This window comes from Bradyrhizobium sp. USDA 3364, from assembly GCF_054056355.1.
Window position 1 is genome coordinate 4,667,583 of the sequence record NZ_JBSRYG010000002.1, and the last position, 18,925, is coordinate 4,686,507.

Here is an 18,925-nt window from a genome sequence, read left to right on the forward strand (position 1 = left end):
CTGCTCGCGGCCGTTCTACGGCGTCGTTGCTGCGTCCGCCCAGGCTCAACGCGCTTGGCTGGCCCGCTCGGGCACCGTCGCGCAAACCGTATGAAGGATCGACAATGACGGCGAGATCCTGTTGCCAATCATCCCGCTAGAAAGCCTCCATCCACCGCGACGACCGTTCCTGTCGCATATTGCGAGGCTGGCATGCAGAGGAAAGCGACGGCGCCGGCAATGTCCTCAGGCTGTCCCCAGCGCTTGAAGGCCGTGCGGTCGGCGATGCGCTGGTAATGCGCGCGGTCGGTTCGGCCGGCGGCGTTGATTGTCGTTTCGATATAGCCGGGTGCCACGGCGTTGACGCGGATGCCTTGTTCGGCCCAGGCAAGTGCCAGCGCCTTGGTCAGCATCACGACGCCGCCCTTGCTGGCGCAATAAGCCGGAATGCGCGGCAGCGCCAGCGTCGCGTTCATCGAGGCGATGTTGACGATCGAGCCTTTGCTCTCGGCAAGCTGGGGTCGGAACGCCATGCAGGTCCGGAACGTGCCGGTAAGATTGACATCGAGCACCTTCATGAAGGTCTCGATCTCGAATTCCTTGTCACGTGCGAGGATCCCGGCGCAATTGACCAGCGCGTCGACGCGCGCGTGTCGTGCCGCAAAGGCCGCCACTGCCGCATCGTCGGTCACGTCGAGCGTCACGAGCGTAACGCCGTCGCGGGGCTTGAGCAGCGTGCGCGCGAGGTCGGCGTCGTTGGCGCCAGTCGCAGTCACGGTCGCACCGAGATCGTAGAACTGGTTGCTGATCGCTGCGCCGATGTCGCCGGCACCGCCGATCACGACGGCGTGGAATCCAGGAACGAGGGAAAAGTTGGAAGGCATCGGCATCGTCTTTCAGGAGAGGGGCGGGGGTGCGGTCGATTCCCGAACCACCAGCGAATAATCGACCTCGTGGTGCATGATGGCCTGCTCGCCGGCAAGGCTGCGGACCAGATATTCGCCGGCGCGCTGCCAGGTCTCGCCGGTGGGAACGTAGATCGTGGTCAGGCTTGGCCGCAGATGGCGGCTCCAGTCGAGATCATCGAACCCGACGACCGAGAGGTCGCGCGGCACCGAGAAGCCGCTGCGTTCCGCCTCCAGCAGCACGCCATAGGCAATGACGTCGTTGCCGCAGACCACGGCCGTCGGCCGGTCGGCGAGGCTGAGAAGGTAACGTGCCGCTTCGCGCGCGTCGTCGAGCGTATAGGGCACTTCGACATGCCATGGCGTCGGCAGTTCGAGGCCGGCCTCGGTCAGGGCGCGGCGGAAACCGGCCACGCGGGCGCTGGCGCGGTCGTTGTTGCGCTGAAGCGCGGAGACGATTCCGATCCGGCGATGACCGAGCTCGATAACGTGCGCGGCCGCGCGATGCGCGGCCGCCTCATTGTCGGTGCCGACGCAAGGGTAGGGCTTGTCCGGCTGATAGATCCCGACATTGATAAAGGGCACGTCGTTGTCGGTTAGCAGCTTGCGAAGTCCTTCGTGATGGCAGTCGCCGCGCAGTACCAGGCCGTCGACGCCGCGGCTGATCAGGTTGCGCGCCTGCTGCAACTCGACTTCGAGGTCATAGCCGCTCGTGGTGAGGAACAGCATGTAGCCGACCGAAGAGAGGTACTTCTGCAGCGAGGCGATACCCCGCGCGAACATGGTGTTGTCGATGGTCGGGATGATCGCACCGAGCGTGCGCGACCGTCGCGACGACAGGATGCGCGCCGGCGCATGCGGGATGTATCCGACGGCCTCGATCGCCTGCGTAATGCGTTCGCGCAAGGCAGGGCTGACGGCATCGGGATTGTTGAGCGCGCGCGAGACCGACGCAGTCGAGACGCCGGCGCGTGCGGCGACGGCGCGGATGCCTTGCTTTGCGGATCGGGCGGGCGACAGGTTCATGTATGTAACGTTACATTGGCTCGCGACGGTTGTGCAGTGGTATTTTCCTCTATCTGCCGCATATTAGCCGAATTGTCCATCGCTTGACAGGTCATGGTTGAGGCATAGGATGTAACCGTTTTCAAAAATGGGTGTCGCCGGGAAGGCGAGCCGTGCCGGGTTAGGGAGGATTTCAATGAACGCCAGGATGTTTGCGGCTCGCGTCGCGTTGCCGGTTCTCGCGGTCGCCGCCATCACGGTCGATGCTCACGCGGCCGATTTCGACTGGAAGAGATTTCAGGGCAAGACCGTCACCTTCCTCGCCAACAACAATCCGGTCGCGCAGGCGCTGCTCACCTACAAGGACGATTTCGAGAAGCTGACCGGCATGACCTTGAAGGTCGACGGCTACCAGGAGCAGCAGATGCGCCAGCGGCTGGTCACCGTGATGAATGCGCACAGCGACGAGGTCGACGTGTTCATGACGTTGCCGTCGCGGGAAGGCGAGCAGTTCTCGGCGGCCGGCTGGTATGCCGATCTCACCAAGATGGCCAAGGACGATGTTGCGAAGGAGTACGACCCGGCGGGCCTCAGCCAGGCGCTGCTGAAAGCGGCGACCTTCGGCGGCAAGTTGACCAGCATGCCCATGAACATCGAAGGTCCGATCTTCTATTACCGGACCGACATCTTCAAGAAATGCGGCATCGAGAAACCGGCAACGATCAAGGATGTCGAGGCTGCGGCAACCAAGATCAAGGCCTGCGATAGCTCGCTCACGCCGTTCGTGTCGCGCGGCCTGAAGCCGGCGGTCGCCTATACCTTCAGCAACATGCTGCATAATATCGGCGGCAGCTACATCGCCAACGGCAAGTCGAACCTCTGCTCGGCCAAGGGCAAGGAAACGCTCGACACCTATAGCCGGCTGCTGCGTGACTTCGGGCCGCCCGGCGTCGTCAACTACAGCTTCCAGCAGATTTCCGCGCTCTACCGCAGCGGCCGCGCCGCGATGTCGTTCGAGTCCTCCAACGAGCTGCGCACCGTGATGGAAGGTGGCGCGCGCCTCAAGGATACAGCGCTGTTGCCGTTCCCGGCCGGCGAGGCCGGGCAGGTGCCGACCGTGATCGGCTGGGGCATGGCCGTCTCCTCGCACAGCAAGCAACCGGATGCGGCCTGGTACTTCGTGCAGTGGGCGACGAGCCCGGCGGTACAGAAGAAGATGGCGCTCCAGGGCATCGCGCCGCCGCGGCCCTCGATTGCCAATGATCCCGAGTATCGCAAATGGATCGACGAGGAGCCGGTGCGCAAGGAATGGCAGGCCGCGCTCGACGTGCTCGCCACCAAGGGCTCGTCCGAGGTGGGCTATCCCATCGTCGCCAATCCCGAGTCGCGCGAATTCGTCGGTCAAGCCGTGCAGGATCTGATCCTGAAGCAGAAGACCGTCGATCAGGCCTGCGCCGATGCCGACAAGGCGCTCGATGCGTTGATCGCTCAGAAGTAAGAGCGAAGGCGCGCTGGTCGAGATTGATCGGCCGGCGCATCGTTCAATCCAGAGGAAGCGAAGACATGTCGGACGCGGCTGCGACCATAACGCAGGACCGGCAGAGGCTGGAGTTGTCGGCACTCTCTGCGCCGGCGGTGATCTTCACTGTCGCCATGATCGCGTTTCCGGTCGTCTATACGATCTGGCTCGGCTTCCAGAGCTTTTCGACCACCGGCAAACAATCCTTCGTCGGCCTCGCGAATTATTCGAAGCTGATCTCCGACAACGAGTTCTGGCACGGGCTGTGGGTGACGATCGCGCTCTACGTGCTCTCGCTGGTGCTGCAGCTCGTGTTCGGCATCTGGCTGGCGCTGGTGCTGTTCCATGCCAAGCGCTTGCCCGGCATCGTGCGCTCGCTGTTCATTTCGCCCTTCATGATGCCGCCCGTGGTGGCGGGCATGATGTGGCTCGTGATCCTCGATCCCTCGCTGGGGGCGGCGAACTACATCCTGCAATCCCTTGGATTGCCGCCGTCGGATTGGCTGGCATCGCCCACTTGGGTCATCCCTACCGTCGCGCTGATCGACAGCTGGCAGTGGACCCCCTATGTCGCGCTGATCGTGCTCGGCGGCCTTCAGTCGCTTCCGCCGAGCGTCTATGAGGCCGCGCAGATCGACGGCGCCTCGGCATTCAAAACGTTTCAACGCATCACGCTGCCGCTGCTGCTGCCGACCATCGTGACCGCCGCGATCCTGCGCAGCGTCGATCTCTTGCGTTTCTTCGACATCATCTACATCACCACCCAGGGCGGGCCGGGCAACGCATCGAATACGCTCAATATCTACGGCTTCCGGGTCGGCTTCGAGTTCTTCAACATCGGTTACGCCAGCGCGCTGATGCTGACCTTGACCGCGATCGTGTTCGGCGCGGTGCTGGCCTGCAACCGCCTGCGCGGCGCGGTGGCCTGGTGATTTTCATGATGGATGCACCGACCGCCGACCGTTGGATCCGACGCCTCAACCTGCTGCAGCTGGTGTTGGCCGGCATCATCATCATGACGCCGACCGTCTGGATGGTGCTTTCGTCGTTCAAGCCGTCGTTCGAAGTGACCGCCTATCCGCCGACGGTGTTGTTCACGCCGACGATCGAGAATTACGTTCAGTTGACGAAGACGACGCCCTTCGTGAGCTACGCTGTCAACAGCCTGATCGTGACCGTCGGGTCGACCGCGCTCGGACTGCTGTTCGGCGTTCCCGCGGCCTTCGCGGTGTCCTGGACGCGGATCTCGTGGCCGGCAATCCTGACGCTTGCCGCGCGTATGGCGCCGGGCACTCTGTTCCTGTTGCCTTGGTACGTGATGTTCCGGCAGGTCGGAATGATCGGCTCCTACACTGCGCTGATTCTCAGCCACGCGGTCATCACCCTGCCGATCGTGATCTGGGTGCTGCTGCCGTCGTTCGACAGCATCCCGCGCAGCGTGTTTGAGGCGGCGCAGGTCGACGGCTGCAGCGTGACGCGGATCCTTTGGCGCATCGCGTTGCCGCTGGTGGCGTCCGGCATCGCCGTCTCGGCGATCCTCGCCTTCGTGTTCTCCTGGAACTATTTCCTGTTCGCACTGGTGCTGTCGAACGGTGACACCAAGACGCTGATCGCGGCGGCCTTCAATTTCATCGGCGAAGGCTCGACGCAATGGGGCGCGCTGATGGCGGCCGCGACATTGATCGCGCTGCCGCCGCTCATTCTCGCCGCGCTGGTGCAGCGCTGGCTGGTCTCCGGGCTGACGCTCGGTGCGGTGAAAGGCTAGGTCTTCGATGAACATATCGCCACGTCCCAATTCGATCATGCAGGCGGCCGTGTTCCACGGCAACGACCGCATCACCATCGAGCGCGTCGCGATGCCCGAAATTGCGGCCGGTGAGCTGCTGGTCCGGGTGTCGCGCACGGCGCTGTGCGGCTCGGACTTCAAGCTCTGGCACAAGGGCGCCGAATTCACTGCCGGTCACGAGATCTTCGGCGTCGTCGAGCAACCCGGCCATCGTCTGCACGGCAGGCGCTGCGCGGTGTACATTCCCCTGCATTGCGACCACTGTGCCGCCTGCAGGCGCGGCGACACGCAGATGTGCCTGGAGGTTTCGAGCCTGATCGGCTGGAACCGGCCGGGCGGCTATGCCGAATACGTTCCGGTGCCGGAGAACTGCCTGCTGCCGGTGCCCGACGACATCGAGGACAGCCTCGCGCCGCTGCTGCTGGATACGATCGGCACCTCCGGCCACGCCGTGCGGTTCGTCAGCCGCGTCGTGCCGCCGGGCGAGGTGGGACCGGTGCTGGTGATGGGCGCAGGACCGGTCGGGCTTGGCGTTGTCCTTGCTCTGCGCAGCCTCGGCTATGGCGATATCCACGTCGCGGACCCGAACGCAGCGCGCCTGAAGATCGCGCAATCCTTCGGCGCGAAAGCGCATCCGGTCGGCGATGCGTCGAAGCGCTTTGCGCTGATCATGGAATGCTCCGGGGTGCATGCCGCGCGCAATCTTGGAATCGAACTGGTGCTGCCGCGGGGCGCGCTGGTGCTGATCGGCGAGAACGCCGCGCCCTGGACCATCGAGGAGGGCAAGGTATTCCGCCGCAAGGATTTCTACATGATCCGCACCTTCTATTTTCCGGTCGGCGACTTCGAGCCGAACGTGGCGCTGCTGCGGCAGTACAAGGACGAATACCGTGTCCTGGTTGACCGTGAATTCGGCCTGTCGGCGCTACCGGAGAATTTTGCGCGCTTTGCGCGGGGCGAACTGATCAAGCCCGTGCTGGCGCTGGATTAGCGATCATGGCCTCGATCTCGATCCGCAACCTCGTTAAGCGCTACGGCAACTTTACCGTGATCCCGGATCTCAACCTCGAGATTGCCGATCACGAGTTTGTCGTCTTCGTCGGCCCGTCCGGCTGCGGCAAGTCGACCTTGCTTCGGATCATCGCAGGGCTTGAGCCAATCACGGCCGGCGAACTCTATATCGGCGACCGGCGCGTCAACGGCGTGCAGGCGGCGCAGCGCGATATTGCCATGGTATTTCAGGATTACGCGCTCTATCCGCACATGCGCGTCTACGACAACATGTCCTTTGCGCTGGAGTTGCGGGGCGTGTCGAAGGCGGAGATCGACGCACGGGTGAAGCGTGCGGCGGCGCTGCTGCACATCGAGCCCTATCTCGACCGCAAGCCGAAGGAGCTGTCCGGCGGTCAGCGTCAGCGCGTGGCGATGGGGCGCGCGATCGTACGTAATCCCAAGGCATTCCTGTTCGACGAGCCGTTGTCGAACCTCGACGCCAAGCTGCGCGGGCAGGTGCGCGCGGAGATCAAGGCGCTGTCGCAGGAGCTCAAGACCACCATGGTGTTCGTCACCCACGACCAGATCGAGGCGATGACGATGGCCGACCGGATCGTAGTGCTGCAGAGCGGCGTGGTGCAGCAATACGATACGCCCGAGACCGTCTACCAACGGCCGGCGAACCAGTTCGTGGCGGGCTTCATCGGCTCGCCCGCGATGAACTTCTTTCCGGTCGAGTGGCGCGACGATCGCGTCGTCTTTTCCGAGGGCGGAGCGGCCATCCCGCTCGACGGGAGGGGCACCAGCCGCTTGCGGGAGGCCGGCGCCGGTGTGCTCGGCATTCGACCCGAGCATTTTGCTGTCGCCACCAACCCGGCGGACGGCATCGCGATCAATGTCAAGCTCGTCGAGCCGCTCGGCTCGGACACGTTGATTCATTTCGATCTCGCGGGCGCCTCCGCCATTGCGCGGGTCGATCCGGAACTGCGTCCAAAGGTCGGTGACCAGCTGAGCCTCCGCCCGCAAGTGGGAAAGACGCATCTGTTCAACAGCGACGGCGGGCAGGTGCTGCGGTGAGCGTGTCAGCGAAACCCGATGCCCTGAAGCATTTCGCGTCCGGAGCACGAGGCGTGCGGGTGATATGCCTGGGTCTGTCCGCGCTCGACCAGATCTGGCGTGTTGATCGGGGCTTCAGCGGACAGAGCGAGAAGATCAAGAGCCTGGACTATTCGACGCTGGGCGGGGGCATGGCCGCGAACGCCGCAGTGACTGTTGCGCGGCTTGGTGGCTCGGTTTCATTCTGGGGCCGCGGTGGCGCGGATGCCGCGGGTCATGAAATGCGCGCAGCCTTCGTGGCGGCGGGGGTTGATGTCGAGCATTTTCGATTGTTTGCCGAAGGACGCTCGTCGGTGTCCGGCATCATCGTCGACAGGACCGGCGAACGGCAGATTGTGAATTTTCGCGGGCTCTATCCGGAAGCCGCCGACTGGCTGCCGCTGGACCAGGTGCCGCGGGCCTCGGCCGTGCTGGCTGATCCGCGCTGGGTCGAAGGCGCGGCGGTTCTGTTCGGCAAGGCCCGCGCGTTCGGCATTCCGACGGTGTTGGACGGCGATGTCGCCGATGCCGAGGTATTCGAGCGGCTGCTACCGCTCACCGATCATGCGGTTTTCTCCGAGCCCGCACTTGCGTCCCTCGCGGGGTCTGCCGGCGACGACTCGCTGGCTGCGCTGGCCCGATTTGGCTGCAGCGTCATCGCGGTCACGCGCGGTGAGAGCGGCGTGAGCTGGTATCAGGATGGCGGGCTGCATCGGCAACCGGCCTATCCAGTCGATGTCGTCGACACCACGGGAGCCGGCGATGTCTTCCACGGTGCCTACGCGCTTGCACTCGGCGCCGGGCTCGATGTGCGCGCCGCGATGGCCTTTGCCGCAGCGACCGCTGCGCTGAAATGTACTCATTCCGGCGGCCGGATCGGAATTCCCTCCATCAACGATAGCCTTGCATTCATGAGGACTGATCCATGAGAACGATTGGAAAGAATCGCGGCCTGGCACGCCTGGCCGACGCGGACGGCCACTTCCGCATGGTGGCGCTGGACCAGCGTCCACCGCTGTTCGATGCCATCGCGCAGGCGAGGGGGATCACGCGGGATCAGGTCGAATACACCGACGTGACGGCGGCGAAGCGCCTCCTGGTCGAGAATCTCGCGCCGCATTGCAGCTCGATGCTGTTCGACCCGAATTTTGCGGTGCCTGCGGCGATCGATCTGTTGCCACCGCGCTGCGGACTGATCATGACGCTGGAGGAGCACCGCGTCGAGGAAACGGCAGCCGGCCGCAAGTCGCGCGCAATCACCAATTGGAGCGTCGAGAAGATCCGCGCCATGGGCGGCGATGCCGTCAAGGTGCTGGCCTGGTACCGGCCCGATGCCGATCCGGCCGTGAACGCGCATCAGAGGCGTTTCGTGCGCGAGATCGGGGAAGACTGCGCGCGGCACGACATTCCCTATGTTCTCGAACTCCTGGTCTATCCGTTCCTCGGCAGCGCCAACCACACCGCCGATTATGTGGAGTCGCCGGGCAAGCTGCCGGATCTCGTGATCGAAAGCGTGCGCGAGTTCGCCAAGCCGGAATATGGCGTCGATCTCATGAAGCTCGAAAGCCCGCTCGCCGCCAACAGCCTGCCGGCGCGCGATGGCAGCGCGGCCGCGCAGGCGGCGCAGAACGAGTTCGATGCGATCGGCGACATCTGCCGCGAGCGCAACGTACCCTGGGTGTTGCTGTCCGGCGGCGCGGCGCCGGAGAAATTCGAGCGCGTGCTGGAATTCGCCTATGCCGCGGGCGCCGGCGGATTCCTCGCGGGCCGAACGATCTGGCTGGATGCCGTGCTCAGGAATTTCCCTGACCGCGCCGCGGTTGCGGCCAGCCTGCGCAAGGATGGTCTCGGCGTGCTGGAGCGCCTGAACGAGCTGACCATGGCCAAGGGAAAGCCGTGGAAGGCACGTTTCCCGGCTTTTACCGACATCAAGCAGGAGGGCGATTTCGCCCGAGCCTATTGACAAGGCAAGCGAGGCGCCGACCGCCGGCATCTGTCGGCGCCTTCGTGAACTTGATCATATCCTCCAGCAGCCGCCGGCTGGGCGGAGCACGGGTGCCTAGGCGATCGTCTTCAGATACAGGCTCGGATCAAAATACGTCTTCGCCGGCGTGAAATCCTTGATCCCGGCATTGGCCATGAAGAAGTCGGTCGACTGCTGCAGCCAGTTGGTCACGGTGCCATCCGAATAGAAGCGCTTCCATTCGCGCGACGTGAACATCTTTTGGGCCTTGAAGGACTCGTTGATGTCTGTCAACGGGGTCTGGCTGTAGTGCCCCTTCTGCAGCTTCTCCATCGCTTCCGTGCTGTTGGCGACGATGTAGTCATTGGCATCGGCCCAGCCACGGATCAGCTTGGCGAGCGTCTCCTTGTTCGGCTCGTAAAAGTCATTGGCCGCCGCCCAGCCGCCGATGATCGCGGCTTGCGGATAATAGGCGGATGCGTCGGCAAGCTTGACCGCACCCGGAACCTTGTCGCGCACCGTGACGTTGAAGGGCACCCAGAGCGCGACGGCGGGAACGGCGCCGGAGACGAAGGCGGTCACGGCGGCGGGCATGGTCTGGTTGACGAGCTCGACCTCCTTGGGGTCGATCTTGTTGGCGCGCAGCGCCTTGTCGAGGAACACATGCGCGGTGGTTCCGGTCGCGGTCGCGATGCGCTTGCCCTTCAAGTCCTCGAAAGTCTTGATGCCCTGATCCGGCCGCACCCACAATTGGGCGGTCGCGACTTCGATATCGTTGATCAAGAACACCTTGCCCTGGCCGCGGGCGGGGAAGTTGGAGAGCACCGCGCCGGTTGCGAGGACATCGAGGCTGCCGCCGATCAGCGCCTGAAAGATCTCGAGGCCGGTGTTGAACTGGCGCAGTTCGAGATCGAGACCTTCCTTTTCGAAACTGCCGCGATCCATGCCGGTCCAGATCTGCCCGTCGACCGCAACGGTGTGGAGATAGCCGACGCGGACCTTGGTCTTCATCTGCGCGATCGCGGGTGCTGCCGCGGTAAACGTTCCGAGCGCGAGGCCCGCGGTCGTTGTCAGGAATTGTCGGCGATCCATCGGGTTACTCCTCCGCGTTATGACTATTCCGAGAATGAAACCGGACGCATCTGCGCCTGTTGCGCGCGGTACTCGTCCATCACAAGCTGCCTGATATGGCCGCGCAGTTCGCTGAATTCAGGGCGCTCCTGGATGGATTCATCGCGCGGATATGGAAATGGAACCTCGATAATTTCCTTGATCCGCGCAGGCCGCGCCGTCACCACGACGATCCGTGAGGCGAGATAGATCGCTTCCTCCACAGAATGTGTGATCAGCATGACAGTCTTGCCCTCGGCTGCGAGCACCTTGAGCAGCAAGTTCTGCATGTTGGTGCGGGTCTGGGCGTCGAGCGCGCCGAACGGCTCGTCCATCAGCAGGAATTGCGGCTTCACGGCGTAAGCGCGGGCGATTGCCAGGCGCTGGCGCATGCCACCAGACAGATGCTTCGGGTAGGAACTGGCGAAATCGGCGAGACCCATCAGCTCGAGATAGTGATCGCAGATGGCGTCGCGGTCGGCATCCGCCTCGCGGTTGGCCTTGAGCTTCAGCCCGAACGCGATGTTCTGCTTCACCGTCAGCCAGGGGAATACGCCGTATTCCTGGAAGATCACGCCACGCTCGGGGCCGGGACCGCTGACCGGCGTGCCATCGAACAGCACCTTGCCGGTGGTCGGCTGCTGGAAGCCGGCCAGCATGCTCATCATCGTGGTCTTGCCGCAGCCGGACGGGCCGATCACGGCGATGAAGTCACCATCGTTGATGTCGTAGCTGACATTCTCGACGACGTTGAGCCGGCCCTTCGGTGTCTCGAACGACAGCGATACGTGCTCGAACTGCGCGCGCTTCTTCATGACACCGCCCGTTCCTGCCAGACGAGGAGGCGCGCGCTGATCTTGCGCAGGATCAGATCCATGATAAGGGCGACGAAGCCGATGCAGATGATGCCGACATAGATGACGTCGAGCAGGAAGTAGGTCGAGGCGTTCTGGATCATCGCGCCGAGCCCGCGCTGGGCGGCGATCAGCTCGGAGGCGACGAGGGTAGCCCAGGCGACCCCGAGCGCGACGCGGAACGCAGTCAGGATGTGCGGCACCGTCAGCGGAATGATGACCTTGCGGAAGATCTCGAACTCGTTGGCTCCGAGCGTCTTGGCAACGCGGATATAGAGCGGCGTGATCTGCGATACGCCCTCATACATTACGATCACGCCGGAGAAGAAGGCGGCGTAGAACAGGATGACGAGCTTGGCGAGTTCGTCGACGCCGAAATAGACGATCACCAGCGGGATCAGCGCGATCGGCGGCAGCGCGCGGAAGAAGTTGATCATCGGATCGGCAAAGGTGCGTGCCGGACGATACCAGCCGAGCAGGAAGCCGACGGGCACGGCGACCAGGATGCCGAGGATGACGCCAAGCAGCACGCGGCGCGACGACGCGTAGATGTCAAGCAGCAAGTTCTCGTGCATCAACAGGTCGTAGAACTTGACCGCGACCTGGTGCGGCGCGGGGATCAGCGAGGCCTTGACGAAGCCGGTCCAGCGAACGGCGTACCACAGCAGCACGGCGCCGACCCATGGCGCGAGTCCGAGCAGAAAACGCTTCACGACTCGTCCATTCATTCAGCGCGTCCGTCCCTGCATTTTCAGTTGATGCAAAGTCATATTATAAATAGGATGACCATACAAGAGGCGCTTTCGCCGCGCATCGCGCAGGTCTATCCCATGACAATGCAGGCTTTCACGGTCAAAACCGTCCAGGCATTTTGCTACCGCTATCCGCTGGCAACGCCGGTGGTTACATCATTCGGCAAGATGCTGAACCGGCCTGCGGTCTTTGTCCGCGCCGAGGATGAAGATGGAAATGTCGGCTGGGGCGAGGTCTGGTGCAATTTTCCTTCGACCGGTGCAGAGCATCGCGCGCGCCTCGTCAATGAGGTTCTGGCGCCGGCGGCCTGCGGCCAGGCGATCAATCAGCCGGCGGAGCTGTTCGAGAAGTTGACGCGCGGAACCGCCGTCCTCGCGCTGCAATCCGGCGAGGCCGGCCCGTTCGCGCAGGCGATCGCCGGCATCGATCTGGCGGTCTGGGATCTGTTCGCGCGGCGTAACAGGACGTCGCTCTGGCGATTGCTGGGCGCTGCCCGGAATACGATCAAGGTCTATGCGAGTGGAATCAATCCGACTGGTTCGCGCGAGATGGCGGAGGCGGCGCTTGCGCGCGGGCACCGCGCGCTGAAATTGAAGGTGGGATTTGCGCCCGAGACCGATCGCGCTAACCTGACCGCGTTGCGGCAACTGGTCGGCGGCGGAATGCTGGCCGCGGACGCCAATCAAGGATGGTCGCTCGAGCAGTCACTCGAGATGGTACCGCGACTGCAGGAATTTGGCCTCGCATGGCTCGAGGAGCCGATCCGCGCGGATCGGCCCTGGTCGGAATGGACGGCGCTTCGCGCCCGGGCCGACGTGCCGCTCGCCGCCGGCGAGAATATCGCGAGCCGCGCCGGATTTGCCCAGGCGCTGACCGGCGATGTGCTTTCCGTCGTGCAGCCCGACATTGCGAAATGGGGCGGGCTTTCGGTCTGCAGCAGAATAGCTCGCGACATCATGAAGGCCGGCAAGACGTTCTGCCCGCATTATCTCGGCGGCGGCGTCGGCTTGCTGGCATCGGCGCACCTTTTGGCCGGCGTCGGCGGGGAAGGATTGCTCGAGGTCGACGCCAATGACAACCCGTTGCGCGATCGCTTCTGCGGTGCGGTTGCCAACGTGCGCGACGGCAAGATCACGCTCGGCGACGAGCCGGGCCTCGGAATCGAGCCCGACCTGAACGCCATCGCGCAGTACCGGACCGCTTAGCATGGCCGCGCAAGGCTACGACTACATCATTGTCGGCGCCGGCTCGGCCGGCTGCGTGGTGGCGAACCGGCTCTCGGCCGATCCGGCCTGTCGCGTTCTGCTGCTGGAAGCCGGCGGGTCGGATCGGAATTTCTGGCTCAAGCTTCCCGTCGGTTACTACCGGACCATCTACAACGAGCGCTTCTCCCGGCTGTTCAATACCGAGCCGAGCGACGGCACCGGCGGCCGGGCGATCGTCTGGCCGCGCGGTCGCGTGGTCGGCGGCTCATCCTCGATCAACGGGCTGATCTTTATCCGCGGTCAGCATGAGGATTTCGACGACTGGGAGCGCCTCGGCGCCACCGGATGGAGCTATCGCGAACTGCTGCCGTATTTCCGGCGCTACGAACGCTATCGCGGCGGTGAAAGCCAGTATCACGGTGGCTTCGGTGAGTTCGACGTCTCCGAGTTGCGCAATGACAACCCGGCCTCGGCAGCCTGGGTCGAGGCCGGCGTCGAGTATGGCTTGCCACGTAACCCCGATTTCAACGGCGAGACGACGCTGGGCGTCGGCAGTTATCAGCTCGGCATCGGCCGGCACTGGCGCAGCAGTTCGGCATCGGCCTTTCTGCGGCCGGTCTCGGATCGCAAGAACCTGACCCTCGTCACCGGTGCGCAGGTCGGCAAGGTCGTGTTCAATGGCCGCAAGGCGGGCGGCGTCGAGTGGGTCAAGGACGGGCAGGTCTTCTCTGCAATGGCCGATCGCGAAATCATCCTGTCGGCCGGCGCGCTGCAGTCGCCGCAGCTGCTGCAATTGTCAGGCATCGGACCGGCCGGTCTGCTGCGCGCCCACGGAATTCCCGTCGTGGCCGATCTGGCTGAGGTGGGCGGCAACCTGCAGGACCATTACCAGGCCCGCCTGATCGTTCGCCTGAAGGATCCAATCTCGCTCAACGACCAGGTCCGCAATCCGGTCGCGCTTGCCGGAATGGGCCTGCAATGGCTGTTCGGCGGCCGCGGTCCGCTCACGGTGGGAGCCGGGCAGGTCGGCGGCGCCGCCTGCACGGAGCATGCGGTCGGTGGACGGCCCGATGTGCAATTCAATGTCATGCCGCTCTCGGTCGACAAGCCCGGCGATCCCCTGCATCGCTATTCCGGCTTTACCGCCTCGGCGTGGCAATGCCACGGCAAGTCGCGCGGACGGCTGGCGATCCGCTCGAGCGATCCATTCGACCAGCCGCGCATCGAGCCCAACTATTTTGCGGAGGAGATCGATCGCAAGACCATTGTCGGCGGTCTGAAGATTCTCCGCGAAATCTATCGACAGAAGGCCTTCCGTCCGTTGTGGGACGTCGAGATGGTGCCTGGCGAAGTCGCGCGCAGCGACAATGATCTGTGGGAGTTCGCCCGCAACACCGGCGGCACCGTGTTCCATTGCGTCGGCACGTGCCGCATGGGCAGCGACGAGCGGTCCGTCGTCGACCCGCTGCTGCGGGTGAGGGGTGTCGAGGGGCTGCGCGTGATCGACGCGTCGGTGATGCCGCAAATTACCTCTGCCAATACCAATGCGACGAGCCTGATGATCGGTGAACGAGGCGCCGCCCTCGTCCTGTCCTGAACATCCGATGCGGAGAGCGTGCGATGGATCTGAGTTCCGATAGTCACGTTCCGAAATATGCGCAGATCGCCGACATCTTCCGGCAGCGCATCGCGCGAGGCATCTGGGCGAAGGGCCTGCGGCTGCCGGCCAACGAGGAACTGGCCGCCGAGTTCAGCGTCTCCCGCGTGACCATTCGACAGGCCGTCGAGCTGCTGTCGCGCGAGGGTGTCATCGAAGCTCAGCAGGGGCGCGGCACCTTCGTGACCGGAACGGTCAAGCAGGATCGCTGGCTCAAGGTAGAGACGACGTTGTCGGACCTCGCCGAGATGTATCGCGACACATCGCCGGAAATCATCAACATTTCCGAAAGCCGCACCGACGCGCCGCTACTCCCCGACGACGGCAAACCCGCCTCGAAATACGTCTTCATGCGCCGCGTCCATTCACGTCAGAAAGCGCCGTATTGCGTGATCTCAATCTATCTCGACGAGACGATCTTCCGCCGCCATCCGAAGCGCTTTCGCAACGAAACCGTGATCCCGATCCTCAACGACCTCCGCGATCCCGAGATTGCGCGGGCGCGCCAGACCATGACCATCGGCACTGCCGACCTCGAGGTTGCGCGTCTCTTGAAGGTGCCGCTCAATTCGCCGGTCGCCGAGGTCCGCCGCGTGTTCACCAGCGCGGACGGAACAGTGATTTATCTCGGCGAGGTAACCTATCGCGGCGACTTCGTCCGCATCGACATGGATTTGCGGCCCTAGAGGCCGTTCTGGCTTCAGCGGAAGAACAGCTCTTCGTTGCGGCGCTCGAGCTCTTCGCCATAGATTCGCAGGACGTGCGACTCGCTGACGATCCCGATGGCGGCGCGATGATTGCTACGGTCGACCACGGCCAGAACATCGGCCTCGCTGCTCTCGAATTTCTTCATGATGTCGCGGATCGACGCGTGAGGCAGCAGGAATTCGTCGGTTTGCCGCGCCAGCGTCTTCAGTATTTGGTCGTCCTTGGCCGCGATGGAGTGGAGATCGGCCGAGGTCACGATCCCCGCATAGAGTCCATTGGGGTCGCGCAGCACGATCTGGCGGACCAGGGCTGGTGAAAAGGTCTTCTGGGCCTCCACGACCGGCATCGTAGTCAATGCACTCTCGAACTCGGTCCGCATCAGCGACGTCGCGCTGAGTTGGCGGACCCAGCCGACGTCTTGCGGCCCGCGAATGACCTCGCCGCGCAGGTGAAAGCGCCACGTCGCGAAGCTGTAGCCGAACAGCTCGCGCACGATCAGAGCGCATACGGAGGAGGCGACAACCGCGCCCACGGTGACGGAGAAGTCGCCGGTGATTTCGAGTGCAAGACAGATCATGCTGAAGGGAGCGCCGAGTACGCCGGTTCCGAACGCGGCGAGTGCGGCAATCGCTGCGGTGCCAGGCTGTAGCGCGATCCCCGCGAGCGGCCCCGTCATCACGACGCTATAGAGCTGGCCCAGCAGCGCGCCGAGCAGGAGCGAGGCGAAGAACAGGCCGCCGCGGAAACCGGAACCGAGTGTGACCGCCGAGGCCGCCATCTTGAACAGAATCGTGGTCGTCAGCAGCAACCAGGTCGGATTGCTGACGAGAAGGATCTGCATCGCGCCATGACCCGCGCCAAGGACGGTCGGGGTAAGGAGGGCCAAGCTGCCCAGCAGCGCGCCGCCGAGTATCGGACGCAGCAGGCCGCGAAAGACCGAGAGGCGCTGGAAACATTTCTCCGAGAAGGCGATCGCGAGCATCATCGCGATGCTGGCAAAGGCGCAGAGCACGCCGATGACGACGGTCTGCCCGATCATCTCGACCGAAACCGGGGAAGGAAAGCCCGGGACCATCAGGAATGATTGATGGGTCAGCTGGCGCGCGACCAGCCAGGCTGTCACTGCGCTCGCGATCACGGGGACGAGGCCGGCGGACGTGTAGGCGCCGAGCACGACCTCAAACGCGTAGAATGCGCCGGCCAGCGGCGCGGAAAATGCGGCGCTGATGGCGCCGGCGGCGCCGCAGGCAACCAGCAGTCGCATGTCGTTGCGCCGCGCCGCCAGCCGTTGGCCGATATGCGAGCCGAACATCGAGCAGATCTGGGTATAGCCGGCTTCGAGGCCGACCGATCCGCCGAATCCGTTGGACAGCAAGGTCTGCAGTGAAATGAGGAGGCTGCCCCTGAATGACAGGCGGCCGCCGTAGAGCGCATTTGCCTCGATCGCGTCCGCGAGCTGCTGTCCCTTGACGCGCTTGGCGAACAACAGGCCGACACCCGCTAGCGTGGTTCCACCGATCACTGGAATCAGAAGCGTCCGCTGCCAGGAAATGACGCCGGTGGCGCTGAGGTGGCCGTCGAGTGGAATGTCGAAGAGAAGGGCGTGCGCGACCTGGCTAAGGTGGGAGATCGCTGCGACCAGCAGCCCCGACAGCAGCCCAATCACGATCGCGACGGTGACCAGGCCGGTTTCCCGGCTGCGGACAAAATTGCGCAGCGGAGCCGGTAGCAGACGAACCGTCGGTGGTTTGGCAATGTTGACCGGCGATGTGACCGTCATGCTGGGCCTTGCATCGTCTCGAAGCGCACGACGCGGAAGCCGATATTGCTGCTGGCGGCCAGATCGTTCGTCTCGGTGCGATCCAGTTCCATGTCATAGAGTTCCCAAGTCCCCGGATACTTGCGCGCCGGCTTCCATTTGTCGATGCGAACCGCGGCGTTGCCCTCATGCTCCCAGAGCAGCGGTCCGCGCCTTCATAGGCCGAAGCGAACGATGGCACCAGGATTTCCGCTTCTAATGGCAGGATGCCGTTTCCGCCATACTCTTCCGGGTAGCTCGCACCGGTCACGTCGACGATCGTCGCCATGACGTCCGGCAGCCGGCTCGGATTGTGCCGCAGGGCCGCCCTTCTCCTGGATGCCGCGCGGCCAGTGCACGACGACAGGCAGCATGGCAAGAACAGACACGGCTGCGAGCTTGGCCCACGATGTCTGCGCCACCGACACGAAATTGAACATCGCAACCGTCACCAGCCTGACCTCAGGCTGGCGTTGCTGCACTGTGCGGCGGCGCTTGGCCGCAGGGTGGTCCGTCGCCTCGGCAGGCCACGGCTGCGGCCGAGCCCGCCGGCAGGCGCCGCGGAGCTGCCTATTTCAACATCGTCGCGACGTTGTCCTTGGTCACGACGTCGAGCCCGGTGTGGATGATCTGCGGCACCTTCTGGCCCTTCTTGATGGCAAACAGCGTATCCATCGCCTTCTCGCCCATCTCGAACGGACGCTGGCCGATCAGCGCGTTGGCATAACCCTCGTTGAGCAGCTCGAGCTGCATCCTGAGGGTATCGGCGACGACGAGCGTGAACTTGCCGGCGTCGATGTCCTTCCTGCTCTTGCTGGCGAACGCCTTGAAGCCTTCCGGGGCAAACATCGGCCAGCCGCCGACCGGGATGATCGCGGCGAGGTCGGGGGTCGCGGTGCGCAGATCGGTCATCTGCTGGACGCCCAGTGCGGGGTCGTCGTTGCAGAAGGTCGGCGAGCCCCCGACCTCGGTCCACTTCGAGCCCTTGAGCGCCTCACGGACGCCATCGACGCGTTCGGCCAGATTCGCCGCACCCGGCCCGCCGGAGATCATCGCGTATTTGCCGCCATCGGGCCGCAGCTTCAACAATTGCTTGCCGAGCGCGACGCCGAACTCTTTGTTGTCGGTGCCGATATAGGCAATCCGCTTCGAGCCAGGGGCGTCCGAGTCGAACGTGATGACGGGAATGCCGGCCGCGGTTGCGGCCTCGATCGACTTGGTCATCGCCGCGACGTCGGCGACCGAGATGGCGAGGCCGTCCACCTTCTGGGTGATGAAATCCTGGATGATCTGTGCTTGCGTCGCCGGCTCGTGCTCGACGGGACCCTTGTAGATGCATTCGACGGTGCCGATCTCCTTGGCGCGCTTCTGGCAGCCGTCGCGCGCGAAATCGAAGAACGGATTGTTCATTGCCTTGGGCACGATCACGAACTTGTAGTTCTGGGCAAAGCCCGGCGTCGTCATCAAGGCGACGATCGCGGCGGCAAGAAGTGCCTTCCTCATTGTTCCCTCCACATTGTTCTTGTGCCTATCCCTCGAACTCAGCGGCTCCCGGAGGTGGATAGGCGGATATTCATGAACCCTCCGGGACGAAC

Annotated in this window: 17 protein-coding genes; 10 read left to right on the forward strand and 7 right to left on the reverse strand. The window is 63.9% G+C overall.

Translation table 11 applies throughout. The features are described from left to right. Positions 1-128: 128 nt before the first annotated feature. Positions 129-863 (reverse strand): SDR family NAD(P)-dependent oxidoreductase, encoded by a 735-nt coding sequence (locus ACVILL_RS22150; RefSeq protein ID WP_456734330.1) that lies wholly within the window; start codon positions 861-863, stop codon positions 129-131. A gap of 12 nt (positions 864-875) precedes the next feature. Beyond that, entirely contained in the window at positions 876-1,910 is a 1,035-nt protein-coding gene (locus tag ACVILL_RS22155; protein ID WP_456730976.1) for a LacI family DNA-binding transcriptional regulator, read from the reverse strand. Positions 1,911-2,085: 175 nt separating this feature from the next. Here ACVILL_RS22155 and ACVILL_RS22160 point away from each other — a divergent pair, with 175 nt between their 5' ends. The 7 genes from ACVILL_RS22160 to ACVILL_RS22190 all read left to right on the forward strand — a co-directional run bounded on the left by ACVILL_RS22160 (position 2,086) and on the right by ACVILL_RS22190 (position 9,245). Then, entirely contained in the window at positions 2,086-3,387 is a 1,302-nt protein-coding gene (locus ACVILL_RS22160; RefSeq protein WP_456730977.1) for an ABC transporter substrate-binding protein, read from the forward strand. 65 nt (positions 3,388-3,452) lie between these two features. Continuing rightward, the gene (locus tag ACVILL_RS22165; RefSeq protein WP_456730978.1) at positions 3,453-4,340 is read left to right on the forward strand and encodes a carbohydrate ABC transporter permease; all 888 of its coding nucleotides are present in this window, start codon (positions 3,453-3,455) and stop codon (positions 4,338-4,340) included. Positions 4,341-4,345: 5 nt separating this feature from the next. Then, positions 4,346-5,173 carry a carbohydrate ABC transporter permease gene (locus ACVILL_RS22170; protein WP_456730979.1) on the forward strand — a complete coding sequence of 276 codons (828 nt, stop codon included), beginning with the start codon at positions 4,346-4,348 and terminating at the stop codon, positions 5,171-5,173. A 7-nt stretch (positions 5,174-5,180) separates the two neighbouring features. Then, positions 5,181-6,185: a zinc-dependent alcohol dehydrogenase family protein gene (locus ACVILL_RS22175; protein WP_456730980.1), complete on the forward strand. Its 1,005-nt coding sequence runs from the start codon at positions 5,181-5,183 to the stop codon at positions 6,183-6,185. 5 nt (positions 6,186-6,190) lie between these two features. Next, the gene (locus ACVILL_RS22180; RefSeq protein ID WP_456730981.1) at positions 6,191-7,264 is read left to right on the forward strand and encodes an ABC transporter ATP-binding protein; all 1,074 of its coding nucleotides are present in this window, start codon (positions 6,191-6,193) and stop codon (positions 7,262-7,264) included. A 53-nt stretch (positions 7,265-7,317) separates the two neighbouring features. Then, positions 7,318-8,211, forward strand: coding sequence for a sugar kinase (locus ACVILL_RS22185; protein ID WP_456730982.1), 894 nt, complete (start codon positions 7,318-7,320; stop codon positions 8,209-8,211). Then, positions 8,208-9,245 (forward strand): tagatose 1,6-diphosphate aldolase, encoded by a 1,038-nt coding sequence (locus tag ACVILL_RS22190; protein ID WP_456730983.1) that lies wholly within the window; start codon positions 8,208-8,210, stop codon positions 9,243-9,245. Before ACVILL_RS22185 ends, ACVILL_RS22190 begins: the two co-directional genes overlap by 4 nt. 96 nt (positions 9,246-9,341) lie before the next feature. Here the strand turns inward: ACVILL_RS22190 and ACVILL_RS22195 are convergent, their stop codons facing one another. From ACVILL_RS22195 to ACVILL_RS22205, 3 genes are read right to left on the reverse strand one after another with little or no spacing between them, the layout of a single operon-like run. After that, a complete protein-coding gene (locus ACVILL_RS22195; RefSeq protein ID WP_456730984.1) occupies positions 9,342-10,337 on the reverse strand; it encodes an ABC transporter substrate-binding protein in 996 nt (331 codons plus the stop codon). Between the two features lie 23 nt (positions 10,338-10,360). Beyond that, positions 10,361-11,170 carry an ABC transporter ATP-binding protein gene (locus tag ACVILL_RS22200; protein WP_456730985.1) on the reverse strand — a complete coding sequence of 270 codons (810 nt, stop codon included), beginning with the start codon at positions 11,168-11,170 and terminating at the stop codon, positions 10,361-10,363. Then, positions 11,167-11,910, reverse strand: coding sequence for an ABC transporter permease (locus tag ACVILL_RS22205; protein ID WP_456734331.1), 744 nt, complete (start codon positions 11,908-11,910; stop codon positions 11,167-11,169). The genes ACVILL_RS22200 and ACVILL_RS22205 overlap by 4 nt, the downstream gene beginning before the upstream one ends. 129 nt (positions 11,911-12,039) lie before the next feature. Here ACVILL_RS22205 and ACVILL_RS22210 point away from each other — a divergent pair, with 129 nt between their 5' ends. From ACVILL_RS22210 to ACVILL_RS22220, 3 genes are read left to right on the forward strand one after another with little or no spacing between them, the layout of a single operon-like run. Beyond that, positions 12,040-13,167, forward strand: coding sequence for a mandelate racemase/muconate lactonizing enzyme family protein (locus ACVILL_RS22210; RefSeq protein ID WP_456734332.1), 1,128 nt, complete (start codon positions 12,040-12,042; stop codon positions 13,165-13,167). A 1-nt stretch (position 13,168) separates the two neighbouring features. After that, entirely contained in the window at positions 13,169-14,764 is a 1,596-nt protein-coding gene (locus tag ACVILL_RS22215; RefSeq protein WP_456730986.1) for a GMC family oxidoreductase, read from the forward strand. 23 nt (positions 14,765-14,787) lie between these two features. After that, the gene (locus tag ACVILL_RS22220; protein ID WP_456730987.1) at positions 14,788-15,510 is read left to right on the forward strand and encodes a GntR family transcriptional regulator; all 723 of its coding nucleotides are present in this window, start codon (positions 14,788-14,790) and stop codon (positions 15,508-15,510) included. A 14-nt stretch (positions 15,511-15,524) separates the two neighbouring features. Here ACVILL_RS22220 and ACVILL_RS22225 read toward each other — a convergent pair whose 3' ends face one another. Together ACVILL_RS22225 and ACVILL_RS22230 are read right to left on the reverse strand one after the other, a co-directional pair. Then, entirely contained in the window at positions 15,525-17,312 is a 1,788-nt protein-coding gene (locus ACVILL_RS22225) for a chloride channel protein (RefSeq protein WP_456730988.1), read from the reverse strand. A gap of 588 nt (positions 17,313-17,900) precedes the next feature. Further along, positions 17,901-18,833 (reverse strand): sugar-binding protein, encoded by a 933-nt coding sequence (locus ACVILL_RS22230; protein ID WP_456730989.1) that lies wholly within the window; start codon positions 18,831-18,833, stop codon positions 17,901-17,903. Positions 18,834-18,925 lie beyond the last annotated feature (92 nt).